The organism is Micromonospora sp. CNZ297, assembly GCF_007827625.1.
The window spans coordinates 277,442-300,709 of the sequence record NZ_VISU01000001.1 but is presented as its reverse complement, the minus strand read 5'-3'; the positions used below and the strand labels follow the sequence as shown (position 1 = coordinate 300,709).

20 protein-coding genes are annotated in these 23,268 nt (G+C 73.4%); 15 read left to right on the top strand and 5 right to left on the bottom strand.

What is annotated here, in order from left to right:
* Nucleotides 1-16 precede the first annotated feature (16 nt).
* From FB454_RS01390 to FB454_RS01375, 4 genes are all read left to right on the top strand, one after another.
* Nucleotides 17-625 carry an RNA polymerase sigma factor gene (locus tag FB454_RS01390; RefSeq protein ID WP_145822327.1) on the top strand — a complete coding sequence of 203 codons (609 nt, stop codon included), beginning with the start codon at nt 17-19 and terminating at the stop codon, nt 623-625.
* Nucleotides 618-1,331 (top strand): hypothetical protein, encoded by a 714-nt coding sequence (locus FB454_RS01385; protein ID WP_013286798.1) that lies wholly within the window; start codon nt 618-620, stop codon nt 1,329-1,331. The genes FB454_RS01390 and FB454_RS01385 overlap by 8 nt, the downstream gene beginning before the upstream one ends.
* Nucleotides 1,332-1,398: 67 nt before the next feature.
* Nucleotides 1,399-1,917, top strand: a complete 519-nt coding sequence (locus tag FB454_RS01380) for a hypothetical protein (protein ID WP_013286797.1) — start codon at nt 1,399-1,401, stop codon at nt 1,915-1,917.
* A 37-nt stretch (nt 1,918-1,954) separates the two neighbouring features.
* Complete coding sequence (locus FB454_RS01375) at nt 1,955-2,515, top strand: DUF5872 domain-containing protein (RefSeq protein ID WP_013286796.1); 561 nt, start codon at nt 1,955-1,957, stop codon at nt 2,513-2,515.
* A gap of 69 nt (nt 2,516-2,584) precedes the next feature.
* Here the strand turns inward: FB454_RS01375 and FB454_RS01370 are convergent, their stop codons facing one another.
* Both FB454_RS01370 and FB454_RS01365 read right to left on the bottom strand, forming a co-directional pair.
* Entirely contained in the window at nt 2,585-3,778 is a 1,194-nt protein-coding gene (locus FB454_RS01370) for an endo-1,4-beta-xylanase (protein ID WP_013286795.1), read from the bottom strand.
* Between the two features lie 210 nt (nt 3,779-3,988).
* Nucleotides 3,989-4,993 (bottom strand): LacI family DNA-binding transcriptional regulator, encoded by a 1,005-nt coding sequence (locus FB454_RS01365; RefSeq protein ID WP_013286794.1) that lies wholly within the window; start codon nt 4,991-4,993, stop codon nt 3,989-3,991.
* A 177-nt stretch (nt 4,994-5,170) separates the two neighbouring features.
* Between FB454_RS01365 and FB454_RS01360 the strand changes: the two genes are divergently transcribed.
* The 7 genes from FB454_RS01360 to FB454_RS01330 all read left to right on the top strand — a co-directional run bounded on the left by FB454_RS01360 (nt 5,171) and on the right by FB454_RS01330 (nt 15,104).
* Nucleotides 5,171-6,439, top strand: coding sequence for an ABC transporter substrate-binding protein (locus tag FB454_RS01360; protein WP_232236588.1), 1,269 nt, complete (start codon nt 5,171-5,173; stop codon nt 6,437-6,439).
* The gene (locus FB454_RS01355; RefSeq protein ID WP_013286792.1) at nt 6,436-7,434 is read left to right on the top strand and encodes a carbohydrate ABC transporter permease; all 999 of its coding nucleotides are present in this window, start codon (nt 6,436-6,438) and stop codon (nt 7,432-7,434) included. Before FB454_RS01360 ends, FB454_RS01355 begins: the two co-directional genes overlap by 4 nt.
* The gene (locus FB454_RS01350) at nt 7,431-8,297 is read left to right on the top strand and encodes a carbohydrate ABC transporter permease (protein ID WP_013286791.1); all 867 of its coding nucleotides are present in this window, start codon (nt 7,431-7,433) and stop codon (nt 8,295-8,297) included. Before FB454_RS01355 ends, FB454_RS01350 begins: the two co-directional genes overlap by 4 nt.
* A gap of 39 nt (nt 8,298-8,336) precedes the next feature.
* Nucleotides 8,337-10,661, top strand: coding sequence for a beta-xylosidase/alpha-l-arabinosidase (locus FB454_RS01345; RefSeq protein ID WP_013286790.1), 2,325 nt, complete (start codon nt 8,337-8,339; stop codon nt 10,659-10,661).
* Nucleotides 10,662-10,867: 206 nt separating this feature from the next.
* A complete protein-coding gene (locus tag FB454_RS01340) occupies nt 10,868-11,974 on the top strand; it encodes a glycosyltransferase family 39 protein (protein WP_013286789.1) in 1,107 nt (368 codons plus the stop codon).
* Nucleotides 11,975-12,087: 113 nt separating this feature from the next.
* Nucleotides 12,088-13,956, top strand: coding sequence for a glycosyltransferase family 2 protein (locus FB454_RS01335; RefSeq protein ID WP_013286788.1), 1,869 nt, complete (start codon nt 12,088-12,090; stop codon nt 13,954-13,956).
* Nucleotides 13,950-15,104, top strand: coding sequence for a glycoside hydrolase family 26 protein (locus FB454_RS01330; protein WP_030268506.1), 1,155 nt, complete (start codon nt 13,950-13,952; stop codon nt 15,102-15,104). The genes FB454_RS01335 and FB454_RS01330 overlap by 7 nt, the downstream gene beginning before the upstream one ends.
* 287 nt (nt 15,105-15,391) lie before the next feature.
* On the opposite strand, the gene FB454_RS01325 is transcribed toward FB454_RS01330, so the two are convergent.
* The gene (locus tag FB454_RS01325) at nt 15,392-15,568 is read right to left on the bottom strand and encodes a hypothetical protein (protein ID WP_225319553.1); all 177 of its coding nucleotides are present in this window, start codon (nt 15,566-15,568) and stop codon (nt 15,392-15,394) included.
* A 34-nt stretch (nt 15,569-15,602) separates the two neighbouring features.
* Here FB454_RS01325 and FB454_RS01320 point away from each other — a divergent pair, with 34 nt between their 5' ends.
* Nucleotides 15,603-16,835 (top strand): RNA-guided endonuclease InsQ/TnpB family protein, encoded by a 1,233-nt coding sequence (locus FB454_RS01320; protein ID WP_145753481.1) that lies wholly within the window; start codon nt 15,603-15,605, stop codon nt 16,833-16,835.
* A 50-nt stretch (nt 16,836-16,885) separates the two neighbouring features.
* The gene (locus FB454_RS01315; protein ID WP_013286784.1) at nt 16,886-17,104 is read left to right on the top strand and encodes a YwqG family protein; all 219 of its coding nucleotides are present in this window, start codon (nt 16,886-16,888) and stop codon (nt 17,102-17,104) included.
* Between the two features lie 13 nt (nt 17,105-17,117).
* Here the strand turns inward: FB454_RS01315 and FB454_RS01310 are convergent, their stop codons facing one another.
* Nucleotides 17,118-18,443, bottom strand: a complete 1,326-nt coding sequence (locus FB454_RS01310) for an aminotransferase class V-fold PLP-dependent enzyme (RefSeq protein WP_013286783.1) — start codon at nt 18,441-18,443, stop codon at nt 17,118-17,120.
* A gap of 140 nt (nt 18,444-18,583) precedes the next feature.
* Here FB454_RS01310 and FB454_RS01305 point away from each other — a divergent pair, with 140 nt between their 5' ends.
* The gene (locus FB454_RS01305) at nt 18,584-19,474 is read left to right on the top strand and encodes an alpha/beta hydrolase family protein (RefSeq protein ID WP_013286782.1); all 891 of its coding nucleotides are present in this window, start codon (nt 18,584-18,586) and stop codon (nt 19,472-19,474) included.
* A gap of 93 nt (nt 19,475-19,567) precedes the next feature.
* Nucleotides 19,568-22,285 carry a helix-turn-helix transcriptional regulator gene (locus tag FB454_RS01300; RefSeq protein WP_013286781.1) on the top strand — a complete coding sequence of 906 codons (2,718 nt, stop codon included), beginning with the start codon at nt 19,568-19,570 and terminating at the stop codon, nt 22,283-22,285.
* Between the two features lie 64 nt (nt 22,286-22,349).
* Here the strand turns inward: FB454_RS01300 and FB454_RS01295 are convergent, their stop codons facing one another.
* Entirely contained in the window at nt 22,350-23,108 is a 759-nt protein-coding gene (locus tag FB454_RS01295; RefSeq protein ID WP_013286780.1) for a class I SAM-dependent methyltransferase, read from the bottom strand.
* Nucleotides 23,109-23,268 lie beyond the last annotated feature (160 nt).

Below are 23,268 nucleotides of genomic sequence, written 5' to 3'. Positions count from 1 at the left end.
CCCGGTCAAACGCCTGATGGAACCCGGCCGCCCCGGGCGGTGTCATGAAAGCGGACCGACGGCGGAGGCTGCCCTGGACGACGACGAACTCGTCACCCGCGTACGCGCCGGCGACCGGGAGGCGTACGACGCCCTGGTCGCCCGGCACACCGCGTCCGCGTACCGGACGGCGGTGCTGCTCGGCGCCGGTCCGGACGCCGAGGACGTGGTCCAGGAGGCGTTCGTGAAGGCGTACCGGAAACTGTCCCGCTACCGGGCCGAGGCGTCGTTCCGGTCCTGGCTGCTCGCGATCGTCGCCAACGAGACCCGGAACCTGCACCGTGCCCGCACCCGGCGGGACGGGCTGGCGCTGCGCGCGGCGGCGGAGCCGGTCGCGGCGGTCACCGGCGACGACGGGCTCGACGCCGTGCTGGCGGCCGAGCGCCGCGCCGCGCTGGTGGGTGCGCTGCGGCGGTTGCCCGTCCGCGACCGCGAGGTGATCGTCTGCCGCTATCTGCTCGACCTCGGCGAGGACGAGACGGTGACAGTGCTGGGGGTGGCCCGGGGCACCGTGAAGTCACGGACCCACCGGGCGCTGGCGAAGCTGCGGGCCCTGCTGGACCGGGAGGTGGCGCACCGTGGATGACCTGGAACGGGAGCTGCGGGAGCTGACCGGCTGGCTGGAGCCGGCGCGGACGCCGGATCTGACCGCCCGGGTCCGGGCCCGGCTCGACGCGCCCGCGCCGCGCCGCCGGTGGCGATACGTGCTGGCCGGCGCGCTCGCCGCCCTGCTGGTGGCGGCGCTGCCGCCGGGGCGGGCCGCGGTCGCCGGCGCGGTGACCGGGCTGCTGCGGTTCTCCGGGGTCGTCATCGACACCGCACCCGCGCCGCCACCGGCCGGTACGCCGTCGCCGTTGCCCGCGCAGCACCAGGTTGCGCTCGCCGAGGCGCAGCGGCAGGTCCGCTTCCCGATCCGCGTCCCGGCCCGGCTCGGCGTGCCGGAACGGGTGCTGGTCGCCGATCCGGACGGTGCCGGCGCCCACCGGGTCGTCAGCCTCCTCTACCGGGGCGGGACGGTCCGGCTGGACGCGTTCGACGGCTCGCTCGACATCGTGTTCCACAAGCGGTCGGTCGGGGCGGACGTGACGCTCACCCAGGTCGGCGGCGAGTTCGCGATCTGGGTCGGTGGGCCGCACGCGCTCGCGTACGTGGACCGGTCCGGGACGGAACGGGTCGCCACCGCGCGGTTGTCCGCCGCCACGCTGATCTGGGAGCGGGCCGGGGTGAGCTACCGGCTGGAGGGCGACCTCACCCGCGAACAGGCGCTGGACGTCGCGTCCTCGTTGGAGTGAGGGCGCCGGGAACCCCGGGGCGCCGGGCGGTGTCCTGTTGACGAGAGTCGTCGACGGGGGAGGCCGGATGTCCGTTCCGAGAAGAGTCCTGCTGGTGTCGGTCCTGCTGCTGGCCGGGTGCACCGGCCCGGCCGGCGTGCCCGACACGGCCCCGGGCACCACGCCCGCCACCGGCCCGGCCGCGCCGTCGGCCTGTGCCGAGCGGCTGGAGACCGGCCGGCTACCGGACTGGGCGGACGCCGGGTTCACCGGCGACACCCGGGTGCGGCACGTCTTCGGCACCGGGGGCGACATCGTGGCGATCCTGTTCGCGTACCCGCTGGTGCAGGCGCGCGGGGACGGCGCGAACAACAAGATCCTCTGGGTGGCCCGCCCCGATCCCGGCCGGTCCGAACCGGCGCAACTCAGCCCCCTGGTGATCACCGCGACGCTCGACGGGACGGGTGCCCGGGCCGTCCGGGAGGTGCCCGGCGGACCCGGGCCGTCCATCGTCGACCTGCCGGCCGCCGGGTGCTGGCGGCTGCGGCTGGACTGGTCGGGCCGCACCGACACGATGGATCTGGTCTATCGACCGGCGCTCGGCTGACCGGCATGGCCGCTCCCGGTCCGGGTAACGCTGCGTCATGGCGAAGTACACCGAGCCGGAACTGCGGGAGCGCCTCAAGGCCGAGATCCGCGCCTCCGACAAGGGCGGACGGCCGGGGCAGTGGTCGGCCCGCAAGTCGCAGCTGCTGACGAACGAGTACAAGAAGGCCGGCGGGGGATTCGAGGGCCCGAAGGACGCACGGCAGCGCTCGCTGCAACGCTGGGGCGGCGAGAAGTGGCAGACCCGCAGCGGCGATACGCGCGCCCGCAACGGCGGCGAAACCCGCCGTTACCTGCCCAAACAGGCGTGGGAGGAGCTGTCGGAGAACGAGCGGCGCGCCACCGACACCCGCAAGCGCCGCGCGTCGCGCTCCGGCCGCCAGTACGTGCCGAACACCGGCCCGGCGAAGCGGGCCCGCCGGGACGCCACGGCCGCCGAGCAGATCAACGAGTTGCCGGTTACCGAGGCGGTCAAGCTGGTCCGTGACCTCGACACCCGTCAGCTCGACGCGGCGCTGCGCCGGGAACGCGGCGGCAAGGCCCGCAAGACGCTCATCGGGCGGCTGGAGTCGGAACTGGGCCGGCGCCGGGCGGCGTGAGCGTGTGCCGGCCGGGCACAGGCGGCGGGGCCGGTCACCGGACCGGCCCCGCCGTGGTGCGCCGGTCGTCTAGCGGCGCGGGTGCTGCGGGATGCGCGGCAGCACGTATGGCGGACCGGAGAAGATCAGGTCGGCCTTCAGCTCGTGGTACGCCCGCTTCGGCTGGTAGTTCTCGTCGTAGACGGTGGCCAGGCCCTCCGGCGGGTCGGAGAACGCGCCGGGTACCCAGGAGTGCTTGTCGGTGAAGCCCCAGAGGGTGAACGACAGGCAGTGCCGCTCGGCCAGGCAGGCCTGCATCAGCACGCTGAAGTTCGCCGCGGACGCCTGCAGACGCGGGTTGATCTCCGCGGAGTCGCCGGCCTCCACCCCCTCGGTGATCTGGCTGCGCACGTCCACCTCGGTGAGGGCCGTGGCCAGCCCGAGCCCGGCGAACTTGCGCAGGGCCGCGGCCACCTGGAGCGTGCTGAAGTTGCCGTACTGGGTGCCGAGGTGGCCCTGTGCGCCCACGCCGTCGATCGGCACGCCCTTGGCCCGCAGGTCACGGGCCATGTCGTAGACGAACTGCGTCTTGTCGTCGGCCGGGTTGCCGGAGCCGAACGCCTCGATGTTGTAGTCGTTGTAGAACAGCAGCGCCTTCGGGTCGGCGGCGCGGGCCCAGCGGAACGCGTCGGCGATGTAGCCGGGCCCGAGGTTCTGCGCCCAGAACCCCTTGTAGTGCAGGGTGGACGGGGTGTCCCAGGGGTCGCTGACCGCCTCGTTCACCACGTCCCACTGCCAGATCTTGCCCTTGAAGTGGGTGACCACGGCGGTGATGTGGTTGCGCAGGATCTGGCGCAGCTCGGCCTTGCTGATCGAGCCGTCCGCGACGCCGCTGGTCAGCCACGCCGGCAACTGGTTGTGCCAGACCAGCACGTGGCCCCGGACCCGCTGGTTGTTCTTGCGGGCGAAGTCGATCAGCTCGTCGGCCGGCCCCCAGTTGTATGTGCCCCGGGTGGGTTCGAGGCTCTCCCACTTCATGACGTTCTCGGCGGTGACGGTGGAGAACTCGGACGCGGCCAGCTCGCGGTACCGCGGCTCGGCGGCGTCGTTGAGGGCGGCCATGTCGACGGCGGTGCCCACGTACAGGCCGTGGCGCTTGGCCAGCTCGCGCAGGCTCTGCGCGGCCGGGTCGTAGGGGCGGCCGGCCGTCGCGGGGACGACGTTGAGGGCGGTGGCGGTCGCGACGGCGACGGCGCCGGCGGCGAGCCAACGTCTCAGCTTCATGGTCGTTCCTTTCGGGAGGGTGCGCGCGGCCGGAGGCCGGCGGTGGCGGTGCCGGGAACGCCGTGGCGTGGAACGGACCGGCGGGCGCCCGGGTGGACGGACGGTGCGGGCTTCCGAAACTTCCGGTCTCGCTTCCGGAAGTAGCCCGAAACATTACGGACGCCGATAGCCGTCCGTCAATCACCCGGGCCGGGAGGGTGAGGTGGCGCCTCAGCGCAGCGGGCGGCAGGAGGCCCGGACGACCAGCTCGGTGGGGAGCCGGATGTGCGTGTCCCGCTCGACGCCCGCGATGAGGTCGATCAGCAGACGCAGTGACTCGGCGCCCATGCGTTGCAGCGGCTGCCGGATCGTGGTGAGGGGAGGGTCGACGAGCGCCGACTCCGGGATGTTGTCGAAGCCGATGACCGACAGGTCGTCCGGTACGCCGAGGCCGAGGCCGCGGGCGACGTCCACCGTGGAGATGGCCGAGAGGTCGTTGCCGGCGAAGATCGCGGTGGGCCGGTCGGGGAGCGCGAGCAGCTCGGCGGCCGTGCTCGCGGCGCTCTCGGTGCGGAACCCGCCGACCCGCACGAGCCGCTCGTCCACCGTCAGGCCCGCGTCGGCCATCGCCTTGCGGAACCCGGCCTCGCGCAGGCGGGCCGACTCCAGGTCGGGGCGGCCGCTGATGTGCGCGATCCGCCGGTGCCCGAGCGACAGCAGGTAGTCGGTGGCCAGCACCGCGCCGGCGAAGTTGTCGGAGTCGACGGTGGGCAGACCGGACGGGCCGGTGTGCGGGTCGACGGCCACCACGTGGAAGCCGTGCTTGGTCTCGACCACTGTCGGCGTCACGATCACCGCGCCGTCGATGAGTGTGCCGGACAGCCGGGCCAGCGAGCGCCGCTCCCACCCTATGGCCGCGCCCTCCCCGTCACCGCTGGAGTAGGCGAGCAACTGGTAGCCGCTGCCGGCGACCTCCCGGGACGCGCCCTTGAGCAGCTCGGTCGAGAACGGCTCGAACTCGGCGACCAGGATGCCCAGCACGTTCGTGCGGTGGCTGCGCAGGCTCTGCGCCCCCAGGCTGGCCTCGTACCCGAGCTCGTGGATGACCTGCTGGACGCGCTCGACGGTGGCCTGCGCGACGCCGTATCGGCCATTGACAACCTTGGATACGGTTGCCACCGAGACGCCGGCCGTACGTGCCACGTCCGACATCTTGACGCGCTCCTGGAACACCACGCCGACGATGATAGAGGGCTCTCTCAGGTCGATCGAAGACGATGTCGAAAACGTTATCGATACCGATTGACTTCACGTTACGGCCCTGTAAAACTCCCCGGCAGGTAACCCGACTGAGTGGTCGAGGAGACATCTATGGTGATGAAGCGCCGTGCTGGCGCCGTCCTGGCACTGTTTGTGACAAGTGCTCTGCTGGCCTCCGCGTGCAGTGGTGGTGGCGACGAGGAGAAGGCCGCCGAGAGTGAGCTGTACAAGAACCCGGTGACGTTGACCTGGTGGCACAACGCGTCGCAGGACGGGCCCGGCAAGACGTACTGGGAGAAGGTCGCCAAGGACTTCTCCACGGCCCACCCGACCGTCAAGATCGAGATCGAGGCGATCGAGACGAACCAGCTCCAGCGCACCCGGCTCCCCGCCGCGCTGCTGAGCAACGACCCGCCGGACATCTTCCAGGCGTGGGGCGGCGGCGAGATGCGCGAGCAGGTCGAGGCCGACTACCTCAAGGACATCACCGACCAGGTGAAGGGCGAGGTCGCCGACATCGGCAACGCCGCCGAGATCTGGCAGGTCGAAGGCAAGCAGTACGGCCTGCCGTACCGGATGGGCATCGAGGGCATCTGGTACAACAAGGACATGTTCGCGAAGGCGGGCATCACGGCGCCGCCGACCACCTTCGAGGAACTCAACGCCGCGGTCACCAAGCTCAAGACCATCAACGTCATCCCGATCGCCCTCGGCGCCGGTGACAAGTGGCCCGCCGCGCACTGGTGGTACAACTTCGCGCTGCGTGCCTGCTCGGTCGACACGCTGAAGAAGGCGACCAAGGACCGGAACTTCGACGACCCGTGCTTCGTCAAGGCCGGCCAGGACCTCAAGACCTTCATCGACACCAAGCCGTTCCAGAACAACTTCATCGCCACGCCGGGTCAGAACGACCCGACCAGCGCCAACGGCCTGCTCGCGAACGGCAAGGCCGCGATGGAGCTGATGGGTGACTGGAACCGCGGCACCCTGGACACCGTCGCCACCGACAAGGCGGCCCTGGGCAAGTTCCTCGGCTGGTTCCCGGTGCCGGCGATCTCCGGCTCCGCCGGTGACCCGAAGGCGGCCCTCGGCGGCGGCGACGGGTTCGCCTGCTCCAAGAACGCCCCGGCCGAGTGCGTCGAGTTCCTCAAGTACCTCGTCAGCCCCGAGGTGCAGAAGGGCTACGCCGCCACCGGCACCGGCCTGCCCGTCGCCAAGGGCGCGGCCGACGGCGTCACCGACCCGGCCCTGAAGTCGATCCTCCAGGCCACGTCCGACGCCACCTACGTGCAGCTCTGGCTGGACACCGCCTACGGCAGCACCGTCGGCACCGCGATGAACGACGCGATCGTCGCGATCTTCGCCGGCAACGGGACACCTGAGAAGGTCGTCTCGGCCATGAAGGCGGCCGCAAGCAAGTGACGTCCGCATCGCAGACCCGTACGCCCGCCGTCGGTGCGCAAGCGCCGCCGGCGGGCCTCCGGCCCGGCGCACGGGCCGCCTCCCGCCGCGCCGAGACCCGTCGCAAGTGGTACGAGATCATCGGGCTGACCACGCCCGCGATCGTCATCTACGTGATGTTCGTGCTGGTGCCGATGGGCTTCGCGTTCTACTACAGCCTGTTCCGCTGGCGCGGCGTCGGCCCGCCCACCGAGTACGTCGGCTTCCGCAACTACACGCTCGCCTTCCAGGACCCGATCTTCCTCGACGCGCTGCGCAACAACGCGATCATCGTGTTCGGGTCGCTGCTGATCCAGGGCCCGGTCGCGCTGGGCATCGCCCTCCTGCTCAACCGCCGCTTCCGCGGGCGCTCGGCGTTCCGCCTGCTGGTGTTCGTGCCGTACGTGCTGGCCGAGGTCACCGTCGGCATCATGTGGAAGCTGATCCTGACCGAGAACGGCACGCTCGACGCGCTGCTGCAGTCGATCGGGCTCGGCGGGCTGGTGCAGGCGTGGCTGGCCGACCTGGACGTGGTGATCTGGACGCTGCTGTTCGTCCTCACCTGGAAGTACGTCGGCTTCGCCATCATCCTGCTGCTCGCCGGCCTGTCGAACGTGCCGCAGGAGTTGAACGAGGCCGCGGAGATCGACGGCGCGAGCTGGTGGCAGATCCAGCGCCACGTCACGCTGCCGCTGCTCGGCCCCACCATCCGGATCTGGATGTTCCTGTCGATGATCGGCTCGTTGCAGGTCTTCGACATGGTCTGGGTGACCTCGGTGCCGGCCGTGCGCTCGCTCGGCGCCTCGGCCACCATGGCGACGTACATGGTGGACAACGGCTTCTTCGCCCGGCTCTGGGGCTACGGCAACGCGGTGGCCGTGATCCTGTTCGCCATCTCCTTCGTCGCGGCGCTGCTGTTCCAGCGTTTCCTGCTCCGCCGTGACATCGAGGGCGCCATCACCCGGAAGGGGAAGTGACAGTGGCCGTGAACTCCGTACCCGCCCCCTCGGCCGGGCGCCGGCCGGTCCAGTGGAGCGCGCCGCTGACGTACGCGCTCGCGCTCGCGGTCGCGGCCGTCTCGATCGCACCCGTCGTGTACGTCGTCGTCGGCGGTTTCCGGACCACGCCGCAGATCGTGAACGACCCGGCCGGCCTGCCGGACCCGTGGGTCTGGGAGAACTACTACCGGGTGCTGACGCAGAGCGGCTTCTGGAAACAGGCGTTCAACAGCGCCGTGGTCGCCCTCGGCACCACGCTCGGCGTGGTGGTGCTCGGCATGGCCGCCGCGTTCGTGCTCGCCCGGTACACGTTCCGGGGCCGCGAGGGGCTCTACACCTTCTTCACCCTCGGCCTGCTGTTCCCGGCCGGCGCGGCGATCCTGCCGCTGTACCTCATGCTGCGCGACCTGAACCTGATCAACTCCTACTACGCGGTGATCCTCCCGCAGGTGGCCTTCTCGTTGCCGCTGACGATCGTCATCCTGCGGCCGTTCCTGTCGGCCATCCCGCGGGAGCTGGAGGACGCGGCCGCCATCGACGGCGCCGGCCGGCTCGGCTTTCTCTGGCGGATCGTGCTGCCGCTGTCGCGGCCCGCGGTCGTCACCGTCGGCATCCTCGCGTTCGTGGCGAGCTGGAACGCGTTCCTCCTGCCGCTGCTCGTCCTGGGGGACGTCAACCTGCACACCCTGCCGCTGGGCGTGCAGAACTTCTCCAGCCAGTACACCACCGACACCGCGGGCGTCCTCGCCTTCACGTCGCTGGCGATGTTGCCGGCGCTGCTGTTCTTCACCCTGGCGGAGAAGCAGATCGTGGGCGGCCTCCAGGGCGCGGTCAAGGGCTGAGCGGCAGCGGTACCAGCACAACCAGTGGAAAGGCACACCATGACAGAGGTCCACGCGGTGGTGGACGGGCCGGTACCGGCTCAGGCAGGTTCGGACCACGACCGGCCGGACGGGCACGACGCCGAGGCGCGCGTACGGGAACTGCTCGCTCGCATGACGATCGAGGAGAAGGTCGCGCAGCTCGTCGGGTTCTGGGAGAAGGAGGACGGTGAGGCGGTCGCGCCACTGCAGGGCGAGTTCGCCGACACCGGCCGGCTCGAGGACTTCTCCCGGCACGGGCTGGGTCACCTCACCCGCGCCTACGGCACCCGCCCGGTCGACGCCGCGGCCCGCGCGGCCTGGCTGTGGAAGTTCCAGCGGGACCTGGTGACCGGCACCCGGCTGGGCATCCCGGCGATCGTGCACGAGGAGTGCCTGACCGGCCTGTCGGCGTGGAAGGCGGCCACCTTCCCGACGCCGCTGGCCTGGGGCGCCGCGTTCGATCCCGATCTGGTCGCCGAGATGGCGGCGGCGATCGGGGCCTCGATGCGCGCGCTCGGCATCCACCAGGGACTGTCCCCGGTGCTCGACGTGATCCGGGATCCCCGCTGGGGCCGGGTCGACGAGTGCATCGCCGAGGACCCGTACCTCGTCGGCACCATCGGCACCTCGTACGTGCGAGGGCTCCAGTCGCAGGGCGTGCTCGCGACGCTGAAGCACTTCGCCGGCTACTCCGGCTCGCGGGCCGGGCGCAACTTCGGCCCGGTGCACGCCGGTCCCCGGGAACTCGCCGACGTGCTGCTGCCTCCGTTCGAGATGGCGATCCTCGACGGTGACGCGCGCAGCGTCATGCACTCGTACGCGGAGATCGACGGCGTGCCGGTCGCCGCCGACCCGACGATGCTCACCGACCTGCTGCGGGACCGGTGGGGGTTCGACGGGACCGTGGTGGCCGATTACTACGGGGTCGCCTTCCTCAACCTGCTGCACCACGTCGCGGCCGACAACGCGGACGCGGCCGTGCAGGCGCTGAGCGCGGGCCTCGACATCGAGCTGCCCACCGGCGACGCCTACCTGACCCTGACCGAGACGGTGCGGGCCGGCAAGGTCGACGAGGCGCTGGTCGACCGGGCGGTGCTGCGGGTCCTGCGCCAGAAGCAGGAACTCGGACTGCTCGACGCCACGTTCGACGACGAGCCGCCGGGCGCGATCGACCTCGACTCGCCGGAGCACCGGGCGATCGCCCGCCGGCTCGCCGAGGAGTCGGTCGTCCTGGTCGCCAACGAGGGCGTGCTCCCGCTGCCGGCGGGCCGGCGGGTGGCCGTGGTCGGCCCGAACGCCGACCGGCAGGGCGCGCTGTTCGGCTGCTACTCGTTCCTCAACCACGTGCTGGCCCACCACCCGGGCGTGGAGACCGGGTTCGAGGTGCCGACAGTGCTGGAGGCGGTGCGTGCCGAGTTCGGCGCCGACCGGGTCACCTTCGCGGCCGGCTGCGAGGTGGACTCGGCGGACCGGTCCGGGTTCGACGAGGCGGTCGCCGCCGCGTCCGCCGCCGACGTGGCAGTTCTCGTGGTCGGCGACCACGCGAGCCTGTTCGGCCGCGGCACCGTCGGCGAGGGCTGCGACCGGGACGACCTGGAGCTGCCCGGCGTGCAGCGGCAGCTCGTCGAGGCGGTGCTGGACACCGGCACCCCGGTCGTCCTCGTGCTGCTCACCGGCCGCCCGTACGCGCTCGGCTGGGCGCTGTCCCGGTGCGCGGCGGTGGTGCAGACGTTCTTCCCGGGCGAGGAGGGCGCCGGGGCGATCGCGGGTGTGCTCTCCGGGCGGGTCAACCCGTCCGGCCGGCTGCCGGTCAGCCTGCCCGGCTCGGCCGGCGCGCAGCCGTACTCGTACCTGCACCCGGAGCTGGGGGAGGGCATGAACGGGACCAACCTGCCGGCGACTCCGGTGGCGCCGTTCGGGCACGGGCTGTCCTACAGCACGTTCGCGTACACCGATCTGACCGTGCCGGCCGAGGTGCCGACCGACGGGGCGCTGCGGGTGTCGGTGCGCGTGACGAACACCGGCCCGGTCGCCGGTGACGACGTGGTGCAGCTCTACGGCCGCGACCTGGTCGCCTCGGTGACCCGGCCGGTCGCGCAGCTGCTCGGCTACCGGCGGGTGCGCCTGGAGCCGGGCGCCTCGGTGACCGTCGAGCTGACCGTCCCCACCACGCGGCTGGCGTTCACCGGCCGCACGCTCACCCGGGTGGTGGAGCCCGGGGAGGTCGACGTCTGGGTCGGCACGAGCGCCCGGCGCGACGCCCAGGCGCGGACGACGCTGACCGGCGACACCGCCGCGATCACCGCCGCCTCGCCCCGCTGGACGACGACCGACCTTCGCTGAGCCGGGTCCGCCGGTCGTCCACGGGGCGGCCGGCGGACCCTTTCAGTGCATATTGGCGTTATGCCGTTTTTGACTCAGTAGGCTCCAGGATGTCATCCAGCCCGTGACCCGGGGCTTCCGGTGCCGCCCGCCACGCGCGGATCGCGCCTCGCCGCCCGGTCGGCTGGATCCCCGTCGCCGGCACCCACAGGGATGCGTGAGTCACGATGATGGACGCGGACACAATGGTCCTGCCCCGGCTCGGGGACGCCACGGTCGAGGATCCGTGGGGCGAGGACCGGCCGCGCCGGGTCACCGTCCGCGCCGCGACCGGCGTGCTCCGGTGGCGGATCGTGGCGTGGCTGGTGCCGGCGGTCCTGATGGGTGCGCTCGGCGCCGCGCGGATCACGGAATCCGGGGCGAGCGCCGGAGAACTCGCGACCCGGCGCGCGGCCACGTCGCCCTGGCCGGGGATCGGCGTCACGCTGACCGGCGACGACCTCGCGCTCGGGCCGTACCACCTGCTCATGCGCGGCTGGGCGGCGCTGTTCGGCGCGGCGGACCTCGCGCTGCGCGTACCGTCCCTGCTGGCCATGGTCGGTGCCGCGGCGCTCGTCGGCGCGCTCGCCGCCCGGATCGCCACGCCCGCCGCCGGCCTGCTCGCCGGCGTGATCTTCGCGGTGCTGCCGGCCTCGATCCGGTACGCGCAGGAGGCGCAGCCGTACGCCCTGGCGGTGTTCGCCGCCGTGCTCGCCACCTGGCTGCTGGTGCCTGCGCTCGACCGGCCGGGCGCGCGCCGGCTCGTGCCCTACGCGGGCGCGGTGCTGCTGCTGGGCGTGTGCCAGCCGGTGGCGTTGCTGCTGCTCGCCGGCCACGGCTGGGTCGTGCTGGCGTTCCGTCGCCGCTGTGCTCTCCGGTGGCTGGCCGCCGTGGCCCTCGGGCTGCTCCCGGTCGCCGCGCTGCTCGCCTCCGGCCTGAGTGACGGCGGGCGCCTCGCGTCCGGCGCCCGTCCCGGTGCCGCAGTGCTCGCGGCCACGCCCGGGGACCTGTTCGGCGTCGCCGCGCTCGGCGGCGTGCTGGCCGGGCTGGCCCTGTTCAGCCTCCCGCTGCGGTACGCCGCCGCGATCTGCACCGCCTGGGCGCTGGTGCCGGCGCTCGGGCTGCTGGCGCTGGCGCAGGCAGTGCCGGTCTGGTCGGCGGTGAACCTGCTGTTCACGGTGCCGGCCTGGGCGGTGCTCGGCGGGGTGGCCCTGTCCCGGGCGCGTGCCGCCGGGGTCGTCGCCGTGCTGGTGCTCGTCGCGCTGCTCGCCGTGGCGGCCCAGCTTCCCGGCTGACCGCGTGACCGGTCGACGAACGGGCGATGTCTGCCTGATTCGCCCTTTTTGCGGTTGATTGTCGGCTTAGCATTCGGTCGGCTCCTGAGCCGGAAGCAGACCATGGGGGAAACGTGGCCGTCGCCGCCGATACACGCCCGTCCCGCGCCACGACGGCCGGGCCGCCGGGCGCCCGCCCGATCGCACCCGTCCCGCCCGGGACGCCGGCCGATCCGGACCGCCGGCAGCGCAACGTCCGCGCCCGCCTGGCGTACGCGCGCTGCGGCGCCACCGCCGGTCCGCTGCGCCCGCCCCGGCGCCCCGACGCGGCGGTCGAGTTCCGGCCCACCGCCTCGGTCACCGCGCGGCTGGTGCTGACGCTGCTGGTGCTCGTCAACAGCGCCGCCGGGCTGGTCTTCGTCGGCTGGCTGCTGCTGCCCCAGCACGTACCCGGCCCCGGCGTCGTCGGGCTCGGCGGCTGGCAGACAGTCGCCGCCCGGCTCGCGTTCTGCGTCGTCGTCGGCGTCGAGCTGATCCGCCTGGCGCAGAACGTGGTGGTCTGGGTCTTCGCCTTCCACGCCCGGGATCCGGTGCCGGTCGACCCGCCGGTCGGCCTGCGGGTCGCCCTGCTCACCACCATCGTGCCGAGCAAGGAGCCGATCGAGGTCGCCGAGCGGACGCTGCGCCGGCTGCGGGAGATCGTCTACTGCGGGCACGTCGACGTGTGGATCCTCGACGAGGGCGACGACCCGGCGGTCCGGGCGATGGCCGCGCGGCTGGGCGTACGCCACTTCACCCGCAAGGGCCGGCCCGAGTACAACGGGCCCGGCGGCGAGTTCCGGGCCCGCACCAAGTCCGGCAACCACAACGCCTGGCGGGCCGAGCACGAGCACCGCTACGACGTGGTCGCCAACGTCGACCCGGACCACGTGCCGCTGCCGAACTTCCTGGAACGCACGCTCGGCTACTTCCGCGACCCGGACGTCGCGTTCGTGGTGACCCCCCAGGTGTACGGCAACATGCACCAGAACTTCGTCGCCCACGGCGCCTCGGTGCAGCAGTACCTCTACAACGGGCTGATCGCCCGTGGCGGCAACGGCCTGGACGCGCCGCTGCTGACCGGCACCGGGCACCTCTACCGGCCGGCGGCCTGGCGGACCATCGGCGGCTACCAGGACTCGATCATCGAGGACCACCTCACCAGCATCCGCGTGCACGCCGCCGTCAACCCGGCCACCGGCAACCGGTGGAAGGGCGTCTACACCCCGGACGTGGTGGCGCTCGGCGAGGGACCGACCTCCTGGGCGGACTACTTCAACCAGCAGAAGCGCTGGGCGGCCGGGATCTGCGAGATCCTGCTCCGGCGCGAGCTGCGCACACCGCGCGACCTGCCGTCCCGTCGTCGCTGGCAGTACCGGCTGCTCCAGTTCTACTACCCGAGCGTGGCGGTGAGCCTGCTGCTGGGTAACGCGGCCACCGCGCTGTACCTGCTGACCGGCGTCGACGCGGGTCGCCTCGACCCGCAGGTCTGGGCGACGCTGTGGGGGTCCACCATCGGCACCTGGTTCCTGCTCTGGCTGTGGCTGCGCCGCTTCAACATCGCCCCGCACGAGCGGGAGGAGGTGGGCATGGCCGGCATGGCGCTCGCGCTGTTCGCGGGACCGGTCTACGTGGCCGCGGCGGTGGGCGCCCTGCTGCGCCGCAAACTCGGCTTCGTGGTCACCGCCAAGGGCGCGCTGCGCACCGTCGAGTCGCCGCGTACGTTCCGGCTGCACCTGTGCTGGGCGCTTGCCGCCGCCGGACTGCTCGCGGCGAGCTTCGCGCTGGACCACGACTACCCGCTGCTGCGGGTATGGCCGGCGCTGACGCTGCTGACCGGGCTCGCGCCGCCGTTGATCTCCTGGGTGGAGAGTCTGCGGGCGCGCCGGGACCGGGTAGCCGGCGTGACCCGGGAGCCCCAGGTGGTGCCCCGGACCGTGGCCGAGGGTGGTGTGCCGTGCTGAGGCCGACGCTGCCCCGGATGGGCCTGGCGCTGGCCGGAGTGCTGCTGCTCGCGTACGCCTTCGTGGTGGCGCCGGGCGCGTGGCGCGACCCGGCCACCGACGCCGCGGTGCGGCGGCCCGCCCCGGCGACGCCGCAGGCGAGCACCGACGTGCCGGCGGCGGTCGTGCCGAGCCCGCGCGGCGGCCCGTTCCCGCCGGCCGGGCAGGCGTTCTTCGGGGTGATGACCGACAAGGGACCGTACGACTTCGCGCCGGTCGACCGGTTCGCCGACGCGGCCGGGCGGTCGCCGCAGGTGATGCTCTTCGGCGCGGACTGGGTGTCGGCCGCGTTCGACCGGAGCCTGTTCGACCGGATCGCCGAGCGGGGCATGATGCCGATGCTCGGCTGGGAGCCGTGGGACCACACGGTCGACAAGGCGGCCCGCCGCACCGAGCTGACCGACAGGCAGATCGACCGGCTGCGCGCCACCCAGCCGGACTACCGGCTGTCCCGGATCGCGCGCGGCGACTTCGACGCGTACCTGCGCTCCTGGGCCGACGGCGTCCGGTCGCTGGGCTACCCGGTGGCGATCCGCTTCGCGCACGAGATGAACGGCGACTGGTACCCCTGGTGCGAGCGGGCCAACGGCAACCGCCCCGGCGACTACGTCCGCGCCTGGCGGCACGTGCACGACGTCTTCGCCGAGGCCGGCGCCACGAACGTCACCTGGGTGTGGAGCCCGAACGCCCGCTGGGACAAGACGACCGCCGGGCTCACCGGCCTCTACCCGGGCGACGAGTACGTCGACTGGGTCGGTGTCACCGGCTACTACGGCAGCGGCGCCTTCACCAAGACGTACTGGTCGTTCGACCAGATCTTCGGCCCGACGATCGCGGAGATCCGCAAGGTCACCGGCAAGCCGCTCGTGGTCACCGAGACCGGCGCCGCCGACGCCGCCGGGCACAAGGCCCGGTGGATCCGGGACACGTTCCGCGCCCTGCCCCGCTATCCGAACCTGATCGGGCTGATCTGGTTCGAGGTGGACAAGGAGAAGGACTGGCGCATCGCCGGCTCGCCGGCGGCGGCGACCGCGTTCGCCGAGGCGGTGGCCGCCGAGCGCTACGACGTGACCTGGTCACCGGCGGTGCGGCCACGCGAAGGCCCCTGACCTGGAGCCGTTCCTCGCCCCCGAGCACGAGATGTACGCCGCCGTCCAGGCGGACCTGCCGGACTGGCTGGACCGCTCGGAGGAGTGGCTCAGCGCCACCCAGATCCGGCTGCTGCGCGACATGCCGCACCTCAATGAGTGCGCTGGCCGAGCAGCTCTGGCCGGAGCGGCAGTCGTGGCTGCCGGAGGACGTCTTCATCGGCGGCTACCGAAGTGCGGGCCAGTGCTCCGGCCTTCAGGCCGGGGAAGGCCCGCGCTGGGAGGGCCGCCAAGGCCCGAGCAGTGCCTTAACCTCGCGCCCGCTCGTTCTGCTCGGCCACGGGGACCGGCACGATGGCAGCGATCCGGCGTCCGTGGTTGGTCACGTAAAGGGTCTTGCCGTAGACGGCGACGCCGTTGAGCGCTCCGGCGAGCGTCTTGCGCAGCTCGCGGACGCTGATCTCATTTTCGCGGGTGTCACTCATAGTCGCCATCGTAACCTTGTGTACACTTGTGTGTGTGCAGCTCCGGTACAACTACCGCGTGTACCCGACGCCTGGCCAGCAGATCGAGCTGGCGCGGGCGTTCGGGTGCGCGCGGGTTGTGTTCAACGACGGGCTGCGCCTGCGTCAGCAGGCCCGGGAGGCGGGGGAGAAGTACATCTCCGACGGGGAGCTGTCCCGGCGTCTGATCACCGAGGCGAAGGCGACGCCGGAACGCGCGTGGCTGGGAGAGGTTTCCACCGTGGTGTTGCAGCAGGCACTGGCGGACCTGAACACCGCGTACCGCAACTTCTTCAACTCGATCACGGGCAAGCGCAAGGGCCGCAAGGTCGCACCTCCCCGGTTCCGCTCCCGCAAGGACAACCGGCAGGCCATCCGCTTCACGAAGAACTCCCGGTTCAAGGTCCTCGACAACGACCGGCTGCGGTTGCCGAAGATCGGCGACCTCGCAGTCCGCTGGTCCCGGACGCTGCCCTCAGACCCGTCATCGGTGGCGATCATCCGGGATGCGGCCGGACGGTACTTCGCGTCGTTCGTCGTGCAGACGGGCGAGGACGAGGCGTTACCGCCGGTCGACTCCGAGGTCGGGATCGACCTGGGCCTGACCCACTTCGCGGTGCTCTCGGACGGCACGAAGGTGGCGGCGCCGACGTTCCTGCGCCGGGCCGCGCGCAAGCTCAAGCGGTTGCAACACGACCTGTCCCGCAAGCAGAAGGGCTCGGCCAACCGCAAGAAGGCCGTCGTCAAGGTCGCACGGGCGCACGCCCGGGTGGCCGACATGCGGCGGGACTGGCAGCACAAGCTGTCCACGGCGATCATCCGCGAGAACCAAGCGGTGTACGTCGAGGACCTGTGCGTCGTCGGTCTCGGCCGGACGCGGCTCGCGAAGTCCGTGCACGACGCGGGCTGGGCCAGCTTCACCGCCATGATGGAGTACAAGGCCGCCCGGTACGGACGCACCTTCGGCCGGGTGGATCGGTTCTTCCCGTCCACCCGCATGTGCTCCGACTGTGGCCGGATCAACGAGAAGATGGCGCTCAACGTCCGAGCGTGGGACTGCCCCTGCGGGGCAGCCCACGACCGGGACGTGAACGCCGCGAAGAACGTCAAGGCCGCCGGGCAGGCGGACTTCAACGCCCGTGGAGCGCACGTAAGACCGGGGCTCGTCCCGGCGGCGCGCAACGAAGCGGGAACCCACCCGGACGCCGCGTGTTCCACGCGCAGCGTGGAGGGAATCTCCGTCCCTTAGGGCGGAGAGGATGTCAAACCATCTCGGCGCAGGACCCGCCCGAGGTGATCATGATGGAGCGGGAGCGGCAGGCGAGGTCGCTACCCCGCCAGGAGCAGATGGTGGCTCTGTACGAGGAGGAGCAGCGGGTGATGCGCGAGTGGGTGCCACTGGCCCAGTTCGGCGTACCGGACGAGGAGTACGTCAACGCGCGGTTCCTGATCCGCCACGACGACCTCGCCGCCCGGCGGTTCGACAGGGTGCTGTCCTTCTGCGAGTTCACCGAGTGACAGCCGGAGCGGCTCAGACCAGCGTGCGGACCGCCCGCAGCGCCGCCTCCACGTCCTGCTCGCCGTTCGCGATCGTCGCGCCGAAGCGCAGGTACGACGGCCGGTAGGGCGTGCTGCTGGCGATCACGCCGGCCGACCGCAGCCGGTCCACCGCCCGGTCCGCCGGCACGCCCGGCACCTCGCAGCAGACCACCCCGGCGGACAGGTCGGCGTCGCGCGGCGTGACCAGCCGGACGCCCCGGATCCCGGCCAGCCCCTCCTTGAGGAGGTCCGCGAGTTCCCGGGTGCGCCCGGCGGCCCGGGCCGGGCCGATGCGCCGGTGGAACGCGAACGCGTCGGCGAGCGCCCAGCGGTGCTCGAAGCTGTGGTAGCCGCCGGGCGTGTGCGCCGGGCCCGGTGGCACGGGCTGCCCACCGGTGCCGCCGGCGAGCCAGCGACCGATGCCGCGCCTGTCGAAGCTGGGGATCACCGGCGTCATCCGGGCCCACGCCCGCTCGGCGGCCCAGACCAGGCCGGTGCCGCGCGGCCCGAGCAGCCACTTGTGGCAGCCGGAGACGAGTACGTCGCAGCCGAGCTGCTCCGGTGTGGACGCGTCGGCGCCGAAGCCGTGCACCGCGTCGAGGCAGAGCAACGCCTCCGGGCTGCGCTCGCGGACCGCCTCGGCCAGCCGGCGTACCGGCAGCTTCACGCCGGTGCTGGAGTGCACCCAGGTCAGCGCCACCACCCGGGTACGCGGCGTGAGCGCCGCGGTCAGTCCCGCGACCATCTCGTCCGCCCCGGCCGTGGCCGCGTCGCGGTAGAGGCGGGCCCGGCGCACTGTCACCCCGTCGCGTTCGGCGCGCAACCGCAGCGATTCGTGGGTGGCGTAGAAGTCGTGCTCGGTGGTCAGCACCTCGTCGCCCGGTCGCAGGCGGATCGCGCTGTAGACCAGGCCGAGGCCCATGGTCGTGGAGTCGGTGAGCGCGATGTGGTCCGAGCGCGCGCCGAGGTGCCCGGCCGCCGCGGCGAGCACCGCCCGGTCCAGCCGTTCCTCGTTCGCGGCCAGGTAGCCGGAGGCGTCCCGGTCGAGGCCGGCGCGGTGGGTGGCCACGGCGGCCCGTACCGGGGCCGGGTGCGGGGCGAAGACGAACGTGGCCAGGTGCGCCCGGGAGCGGTCGAGCGCGAACTGGGCGCGGACGCTGTCCCAGCTGGCCGGATCCAGGGCGGGCGCGTCGTCGGACACCGCGGTCCCGGCCGCCGGGCGGTCCGGGTCGCAGCCGGTGGCCAGGCCGGTGACGCCCGCCGCCGCTGTGGCGCCGAGCAGGTGCCGCCGGGTCAGGCGCCGTCGGGTCGGATGCATGGGGTCAATCGTCCGCCGTGCATGTCACGGCCGGGTCACCGTCGGTGCCGGGGGACCGGTGATTTCACCGATGCGCGTCGGCGGTCCGGGCGCGGATGCTGACGCATGTCGATGTAATTCCGGCGCAAGGAGTGACCGACGTGCCCACCACCATCCGTTCCCGTACCTCCGTCCGTGCCCTGGCCCGCCTCGCCGTGGCCGCACTGCTCGCCACCGGCGGCGCCCTCGCCGTCCCGGTCGCCGCGAACGCGGCCAGCCCCTACGAGCGCGGCCCGGCGCCCACGAACGCCATCCTGGAGGCCAGTCGCGGGCCGTTCGCCACCTCCTCGATCAACGTCTCCTCGTTGAGCGTCACCGGCTTCGGCGGCGGCGTCATCTACTACCCGACCAGCACCGCCGAGGGCACCTTCGGCGCGGTCGCCATCTCGCCCGGCTACACCGCCTCGTGGTCCAGCCTGAGCTGGCTGGGGCCGCGGATCGCCTCGCACGGCTTCGTGGTGATCGGCATCGAGACCAATACGCGGCTGGACCAGCCGGACAGCCGGGGCCGCCAGCTCCTGGCCGCGCTGGACTACCTGACCCAGCGCAGCTCGGTCCGGGGCCGGATCGACTCCTCCCGGCTGGCAGTGGCCGGGCACTCGATGGGTGGTGGCGGCAGCCTGGAGGCCGCGGCGGCCCGGCCGTCGTTGCAGGCCGCCGTCCCGCTCGCGCCGTGGAACCTGGACAAGACCTGGTCCGACGTACGGGTGCCGACGCTCATCATCGGCGGCGAGAGCGACAGCGTGGCACCGGTGGCGAGCCACTCGATCCCGTTCTACAACAGCATCCCGGCGTCCTCGGAGAAGGCGTACCTGGAGCTGAACGGCGCGAGCCACTTCTTCCCGCAGACCGTGAACACGCCGACGGCGAAGCAGACGGTCGCGTGGCTGAAGCGGTTCGTCGACGACGACACCCGCTACGAGCAGTTCCTCTGCCCCGGTCCGACCGGGTCGGCGATCGAGGAGTACCGCAACACCTGCCCCAGCTCCTGATCCCCTCCGCTCCCGGGGTGGTCGCCGCGGCGACCACCCCGGGAGCGTGTCCGCCTCTTTTCCGACGGGTTGCCCATCTGTGACACTGCATGCATGGTTTCTGCATCGACAGTGCATATAGCCTTGCGGGGCCGGGACGACGAGTGCGACGCGATCCGCCGGCTCCTCGACCGCGACGACGGCGGCGCCCTGCTGTTCCACGGGCCGCCCGGCTCCGGGCGCAGTGCGCTGCTGGCGTACGCCCGCAGGTGGGCCGGGCAGCGCGCGGTGCTCGCCGGCGGCGGCCTGGCCGACGAGGCGACACTGCCCTACGCCGGGCTGCACCGCCTGCTCGACCCGGTGCTGGACGCGGACACCGCACTCCCGGTGCGGCAACGCCGGCTGCTGCGCCGGGCGCTGGGCGGCGACGGGTGCCCGGCCGAGCAGCGGCTGGCCCTGGCCGCGGCGGTGCGCTCCCTGCTCGCCGCCGTAGCCGCGGACCGGCCGATGCTGTGCACGGTGGACGACCTCGACACCGGCGATCCGCAGAGCGCCTGGACGCTCGCCGTGGTGGCGCGCCGGCTGCGCCGGCTGCCGGTGGCAATGCTGCTGACCGCGACCGCACCGGCCACCGTCGACGGCGTACCCGCTCACCGGCTGCGCCCGCTGGACGCCCACGAGTGCCACGCGATGCTCGCCGGGCTCCGCGAGCGGCCACCCGCGCCGGTCGCCGCCGCCCTGGCCGCGCTCAGCCGGGGCAGCCCGGCGGCGCTGACCGACCTGGCCGGCACGCTCACCCCCGCCCAGTGGCGGGGCGAGGCGCCGCTGCCCGACGCGCCGCCCGTGGACGGCGCGCTCGCCGCCGCGTACCGGGCCCGCCTGGACCGGCTGCCGGTCCCGACCCGGCGGATGGTGCTGCTCGCCGCGCTCGATCCCGGAGACGACCCGGGCACCCTGGTCCGCGCCGCGTGGGCGGCCGGGCTGACCGTCGAGGCGCTCGCCCCCGCCGAGGCCGCCGGACTGCTGCGCACCGGGCCGGGCGGGGTGACGTTCCCGCACCCGCTCGCCCGCACGATGATCACCGCCGTCGCGCCGCTCGCCGACCTGCGCGCGGCGCACCTGCTGCTGGCCGGCACGCTCGCCGAGGGCACCCTGGGCCGGGCGCTGCGCCACGCCACCGCCGCCGACTGTCCCTCCGACGTGCTCGCCGCCGAGCTGACCGCGGCTGTCGACGAGGTGCCGGACCGGGCCGCCGCCGCGGTCGTGCTGCGCCGCGCCGCCGAACTGAGCCCCGACCCCGGCCGCGCCGCCGAACTGACAGTCGCGGCCGCGCGGTGCGCCTGGACAGCAGGCGACCCGGACCAGGCCCGAGGGCTGCTGCGACGCCTGCCCGCCGCGTCGCCCGCCGAGGGCCGGGCCGACCTGCTCCGCGGCGACATGCAGCTGCGCTGCGACGCGCCCGCCGACGCGGTCGCCACGCTGCTGGCCGCCGCCGACGCGGTCGCGCCGGCCGACCGGCGGGCCGCGCTGCTGGCGCTGGTCCGGGCCGGCGAGGCCATCTGCGTCACCGGCGACCAGTACCGGTACGCCGAGGTGGCCCGCCGGGCCGAGGCGCTGCGGCGGCCCGGCGACCCGCCCGAGCTCGACCTGCTGGCCACGTTCGCCTCGGGCGTCGGGGCGACGCTGCGCGGCGACCACGCGCGCGGCGGCCCGGCGCTGCGCCGGGTCGTCGTCCTCGGCGGCCGGCTGACCGGGCCCGCGCTCACCCCCGGCGCGCTCGTCTGCGCCGCCGCGGCCGCACTGCTGGTCGCAGTAGACGGTCCCGCGCACCGGCTCGCCGGCCGGGCGGCCGAGGTGGCCCGCTCACGCGGCGAGCTGTCCCTGCTGCCCCGGGCGCTGGAGCTGCGGGCGGTCGCCGAGTACTGGCTGGGCCGGCACGAGGCCGCGGCGGAGACCGCCCGCGAGGGCGTGCGCGCGGCCCGCGCCACGGGCCAGCACGTGTGCGCCCAGGTGCACCTCGGCATCCTCGCCGTGCTGGCCGCGGTCCGCGCCGACCGGGACGCCGCGCTGGCCCGGATCGCCGAGATCGGTGACGGGGCCGCGCCGGGGAGCCGGCCGGACGCCTACGCCCGCTGGGCGCTCGGCGTGCTGGACCTGATCGACGGCCGGTACGCCGACGCGGTGGCCCGGCTGTCCGCGCTGGCCCGTACCCGCACCGGCCGGGGGCAGGTGCTGGTACAGGTGATGGCCACGCCGTACCTCGTGGAGGCCGCCGCCCACGACGGCGGGCGGCCGGCCGCCGCGCTCGCCGTGTTCGACCACTGGGCCAGCAGCACGGCGAGCCCGTCGCGGCGGGCGCTCGCCGCGCGCTGCCGGGCGCTGCTCGCGCCGCGCGGCGGTCCGGAGGCCGAACGGGAGTTCCACGCGGCGCTGCGGCTGCACCCGGCCGACACCGACCGGTTCGAGCGCGCCCGCACCGAGCTGCTGTTCGGCCGCGAGCTGCGCCGCCGGCGCCGGCCCCGGGACGCCCGCGCGCACCTGCACCGGGCCCGGGAGGCGTTCACCCTGCTCGGCGCCGCCGTCTGGGCCGACCGGGCGGGGGAGGAGCTGCGCGCGGCGGGGGAGTCGGTCGGGCCGGTGCGGCACGGCCCGGAGCAGTTGCTGACCGGGCAGCAACTGCACATCGCCCGGCTGGTCGCGGAAGGGGCGACCAACCGGGAGATCGCCACCCGCATGTGCCTGTCCACCCGGACCGTAGACCACCATCTGCGCAACGTCTTCCACCGGCTGGGCGTGCGCTCGCGTACCGAACTGGCCCGACTGCTGTCCTGACCGCCCGCCGCCCTCGGGCGCCCGCGCGGCGTCGGTCGCCGCCGAGCCGGCTGCGCCGCCGGGGTCAGCGCAGTGCGGCCACCGCGGCGTCCGCGCCGCCGCGCCAGAGCACGCCGGCCTCGGTGAAGCCCGCCGCGCGCAGCGCGTCCAGGTGCCAGGTCGCGGGCGGGTTCCACTCCGGGCTGTGCCCGGTCGGGTAGATCTGCCGCCGCTTCTCCACCAGCGGCCCGAGCACCGGATCGTCGGCTGCCTGCTCCCACCAGTCCGACCAGGACAGCGCCGCGCCCGCGCGGTGCCGGGCCGCCCGCTGCTCGCCGGCCCGCGTGTGCAGCCGGTCGGTCAGCGTCGGCATCCCCTCGTCGGGCATGTGGTCGGCGTTGACGAACACCCCGCCGGGGCGCAGCACGTCGCGGATCTCGCCGTACAACCGCGCGAGGCGCGGACCGTCGAGCCAGTGCAGGGCGGTCGCGGTGAGCACGGCGTCGTAGTCGCGGTGCGGCAGCGCGGCGGCCCAGTCGGGCCGGTTGAGGTCGGCGGTCACCACAGTGGCCCGCCCGGCCAGCGCCGCCTCGGCGAGTGTGAGCAGCACCGGGTCGAGGTCGAGCACCGTCACCTCGGCGTCCGGCCGGCGGGCCAGCGTCCGCAGGCTGATCGATCCGGTGCCGCCCGCGAGGTCGAGGACGCGTGGCGGCCGGTCGCCGGCGACCGCCTCGACGGCGTCGAGCATCGCCGCGAAGCGGTGCTCCCGGTCGGGCAGGTACGCCTCCTGCTGCCGGTCCCAGCTCTCCTGCCAGGCCCGCACATCTAAATCGTAAGGAGTCATGCCGCTCACGATAGTTACCGCCGATGGACCTGTCGAGGCTTGTTGCCAAAGTTTTGCAATAAGCGCCGCCGTCCCGGCGGCGTCACCGGGACCGGACGTGCGGCGGGTCGACGGTGACGAGCGGGTGACGCGCGCTGCGGCAGGGTCGCGGCACGACGAC

Coding starts and splice junctions, on each gene's coding strand:
- FB454_RS01390 (WP_145822327.1), top strand. CDS start 17: ATGGAACCCGGCCGCCCCGGGCGGTGTCATGAAAGCGGACCGACGGCG.
- FB454_RS01380 (WP_013286797.1), top strand. CDS start 1,399: ATGTCCGTTCCGAGAAGAGTCCTGCTGGTGTCGGTCCTGCTGCTGGCC.
- FB454_RS01375 (WP_013286796.1), top strand. CDS start 1,955: ATGGCGAAGTACACCGAGCCGGAACTGCGGGAGCGCCTCAAGGCCGAG.
- FB454_RS01370 (WP_013286795.1), bottom strand. CDS start 3,778: ATGAAGCTGAGACGTTGGCTCGCCGCCGGCGCCGTCGCCGTCGCGACC.
- FB454_RS01345 (WP_013286790.1), top strand. CDS start 8,337: ATGACAGAGGTCCACGCGGTGGTGGACGGGCCGGTACCGGCTCAGGCA.
- FB454_RS01340 (WP_013286789.1), top strand. CDS start 10,868: ATGATGGACGCGGACACAATGGTCCTGCCCCGGCTCGGGGACGCCACG.
- FB454_RS01325 (WP_225319553.1), bottom strand. CDS start 15,568: ATGAGTGACACCCGCGAAAATGAGATCAGCGTCCGCGAGCTGCGCAAG.
- FB454_RS01315 (WP_013286784.1), top strand. CDS start 16,886: ATGATGGAGCGGGAGCGGCAGGCGAGGTCGCTACCCCGCCAGGAGCAG.
- FB454_RS01310 (WP_013286783.1), bottom strand. CDS start 18,443: ATGCATCCGACCCGACGGCGCCTGACCCGGCGGCACCTGCTCGGCGCC.
- FB454_RS01300 (WP_013286781.1), top strand. CDS start 19,568: ATGGTTTCTGCATCGACAGTGCATATAGCCTTGCGGGGCCGGGACGAC.
- FB454_RS01295 (WP_013286780.1), bottom strand. CDS start 23,108: ATGACTCCTTACGATTTAGATGTGCGGGCCTGGCAGGAGAGCTGGGAC.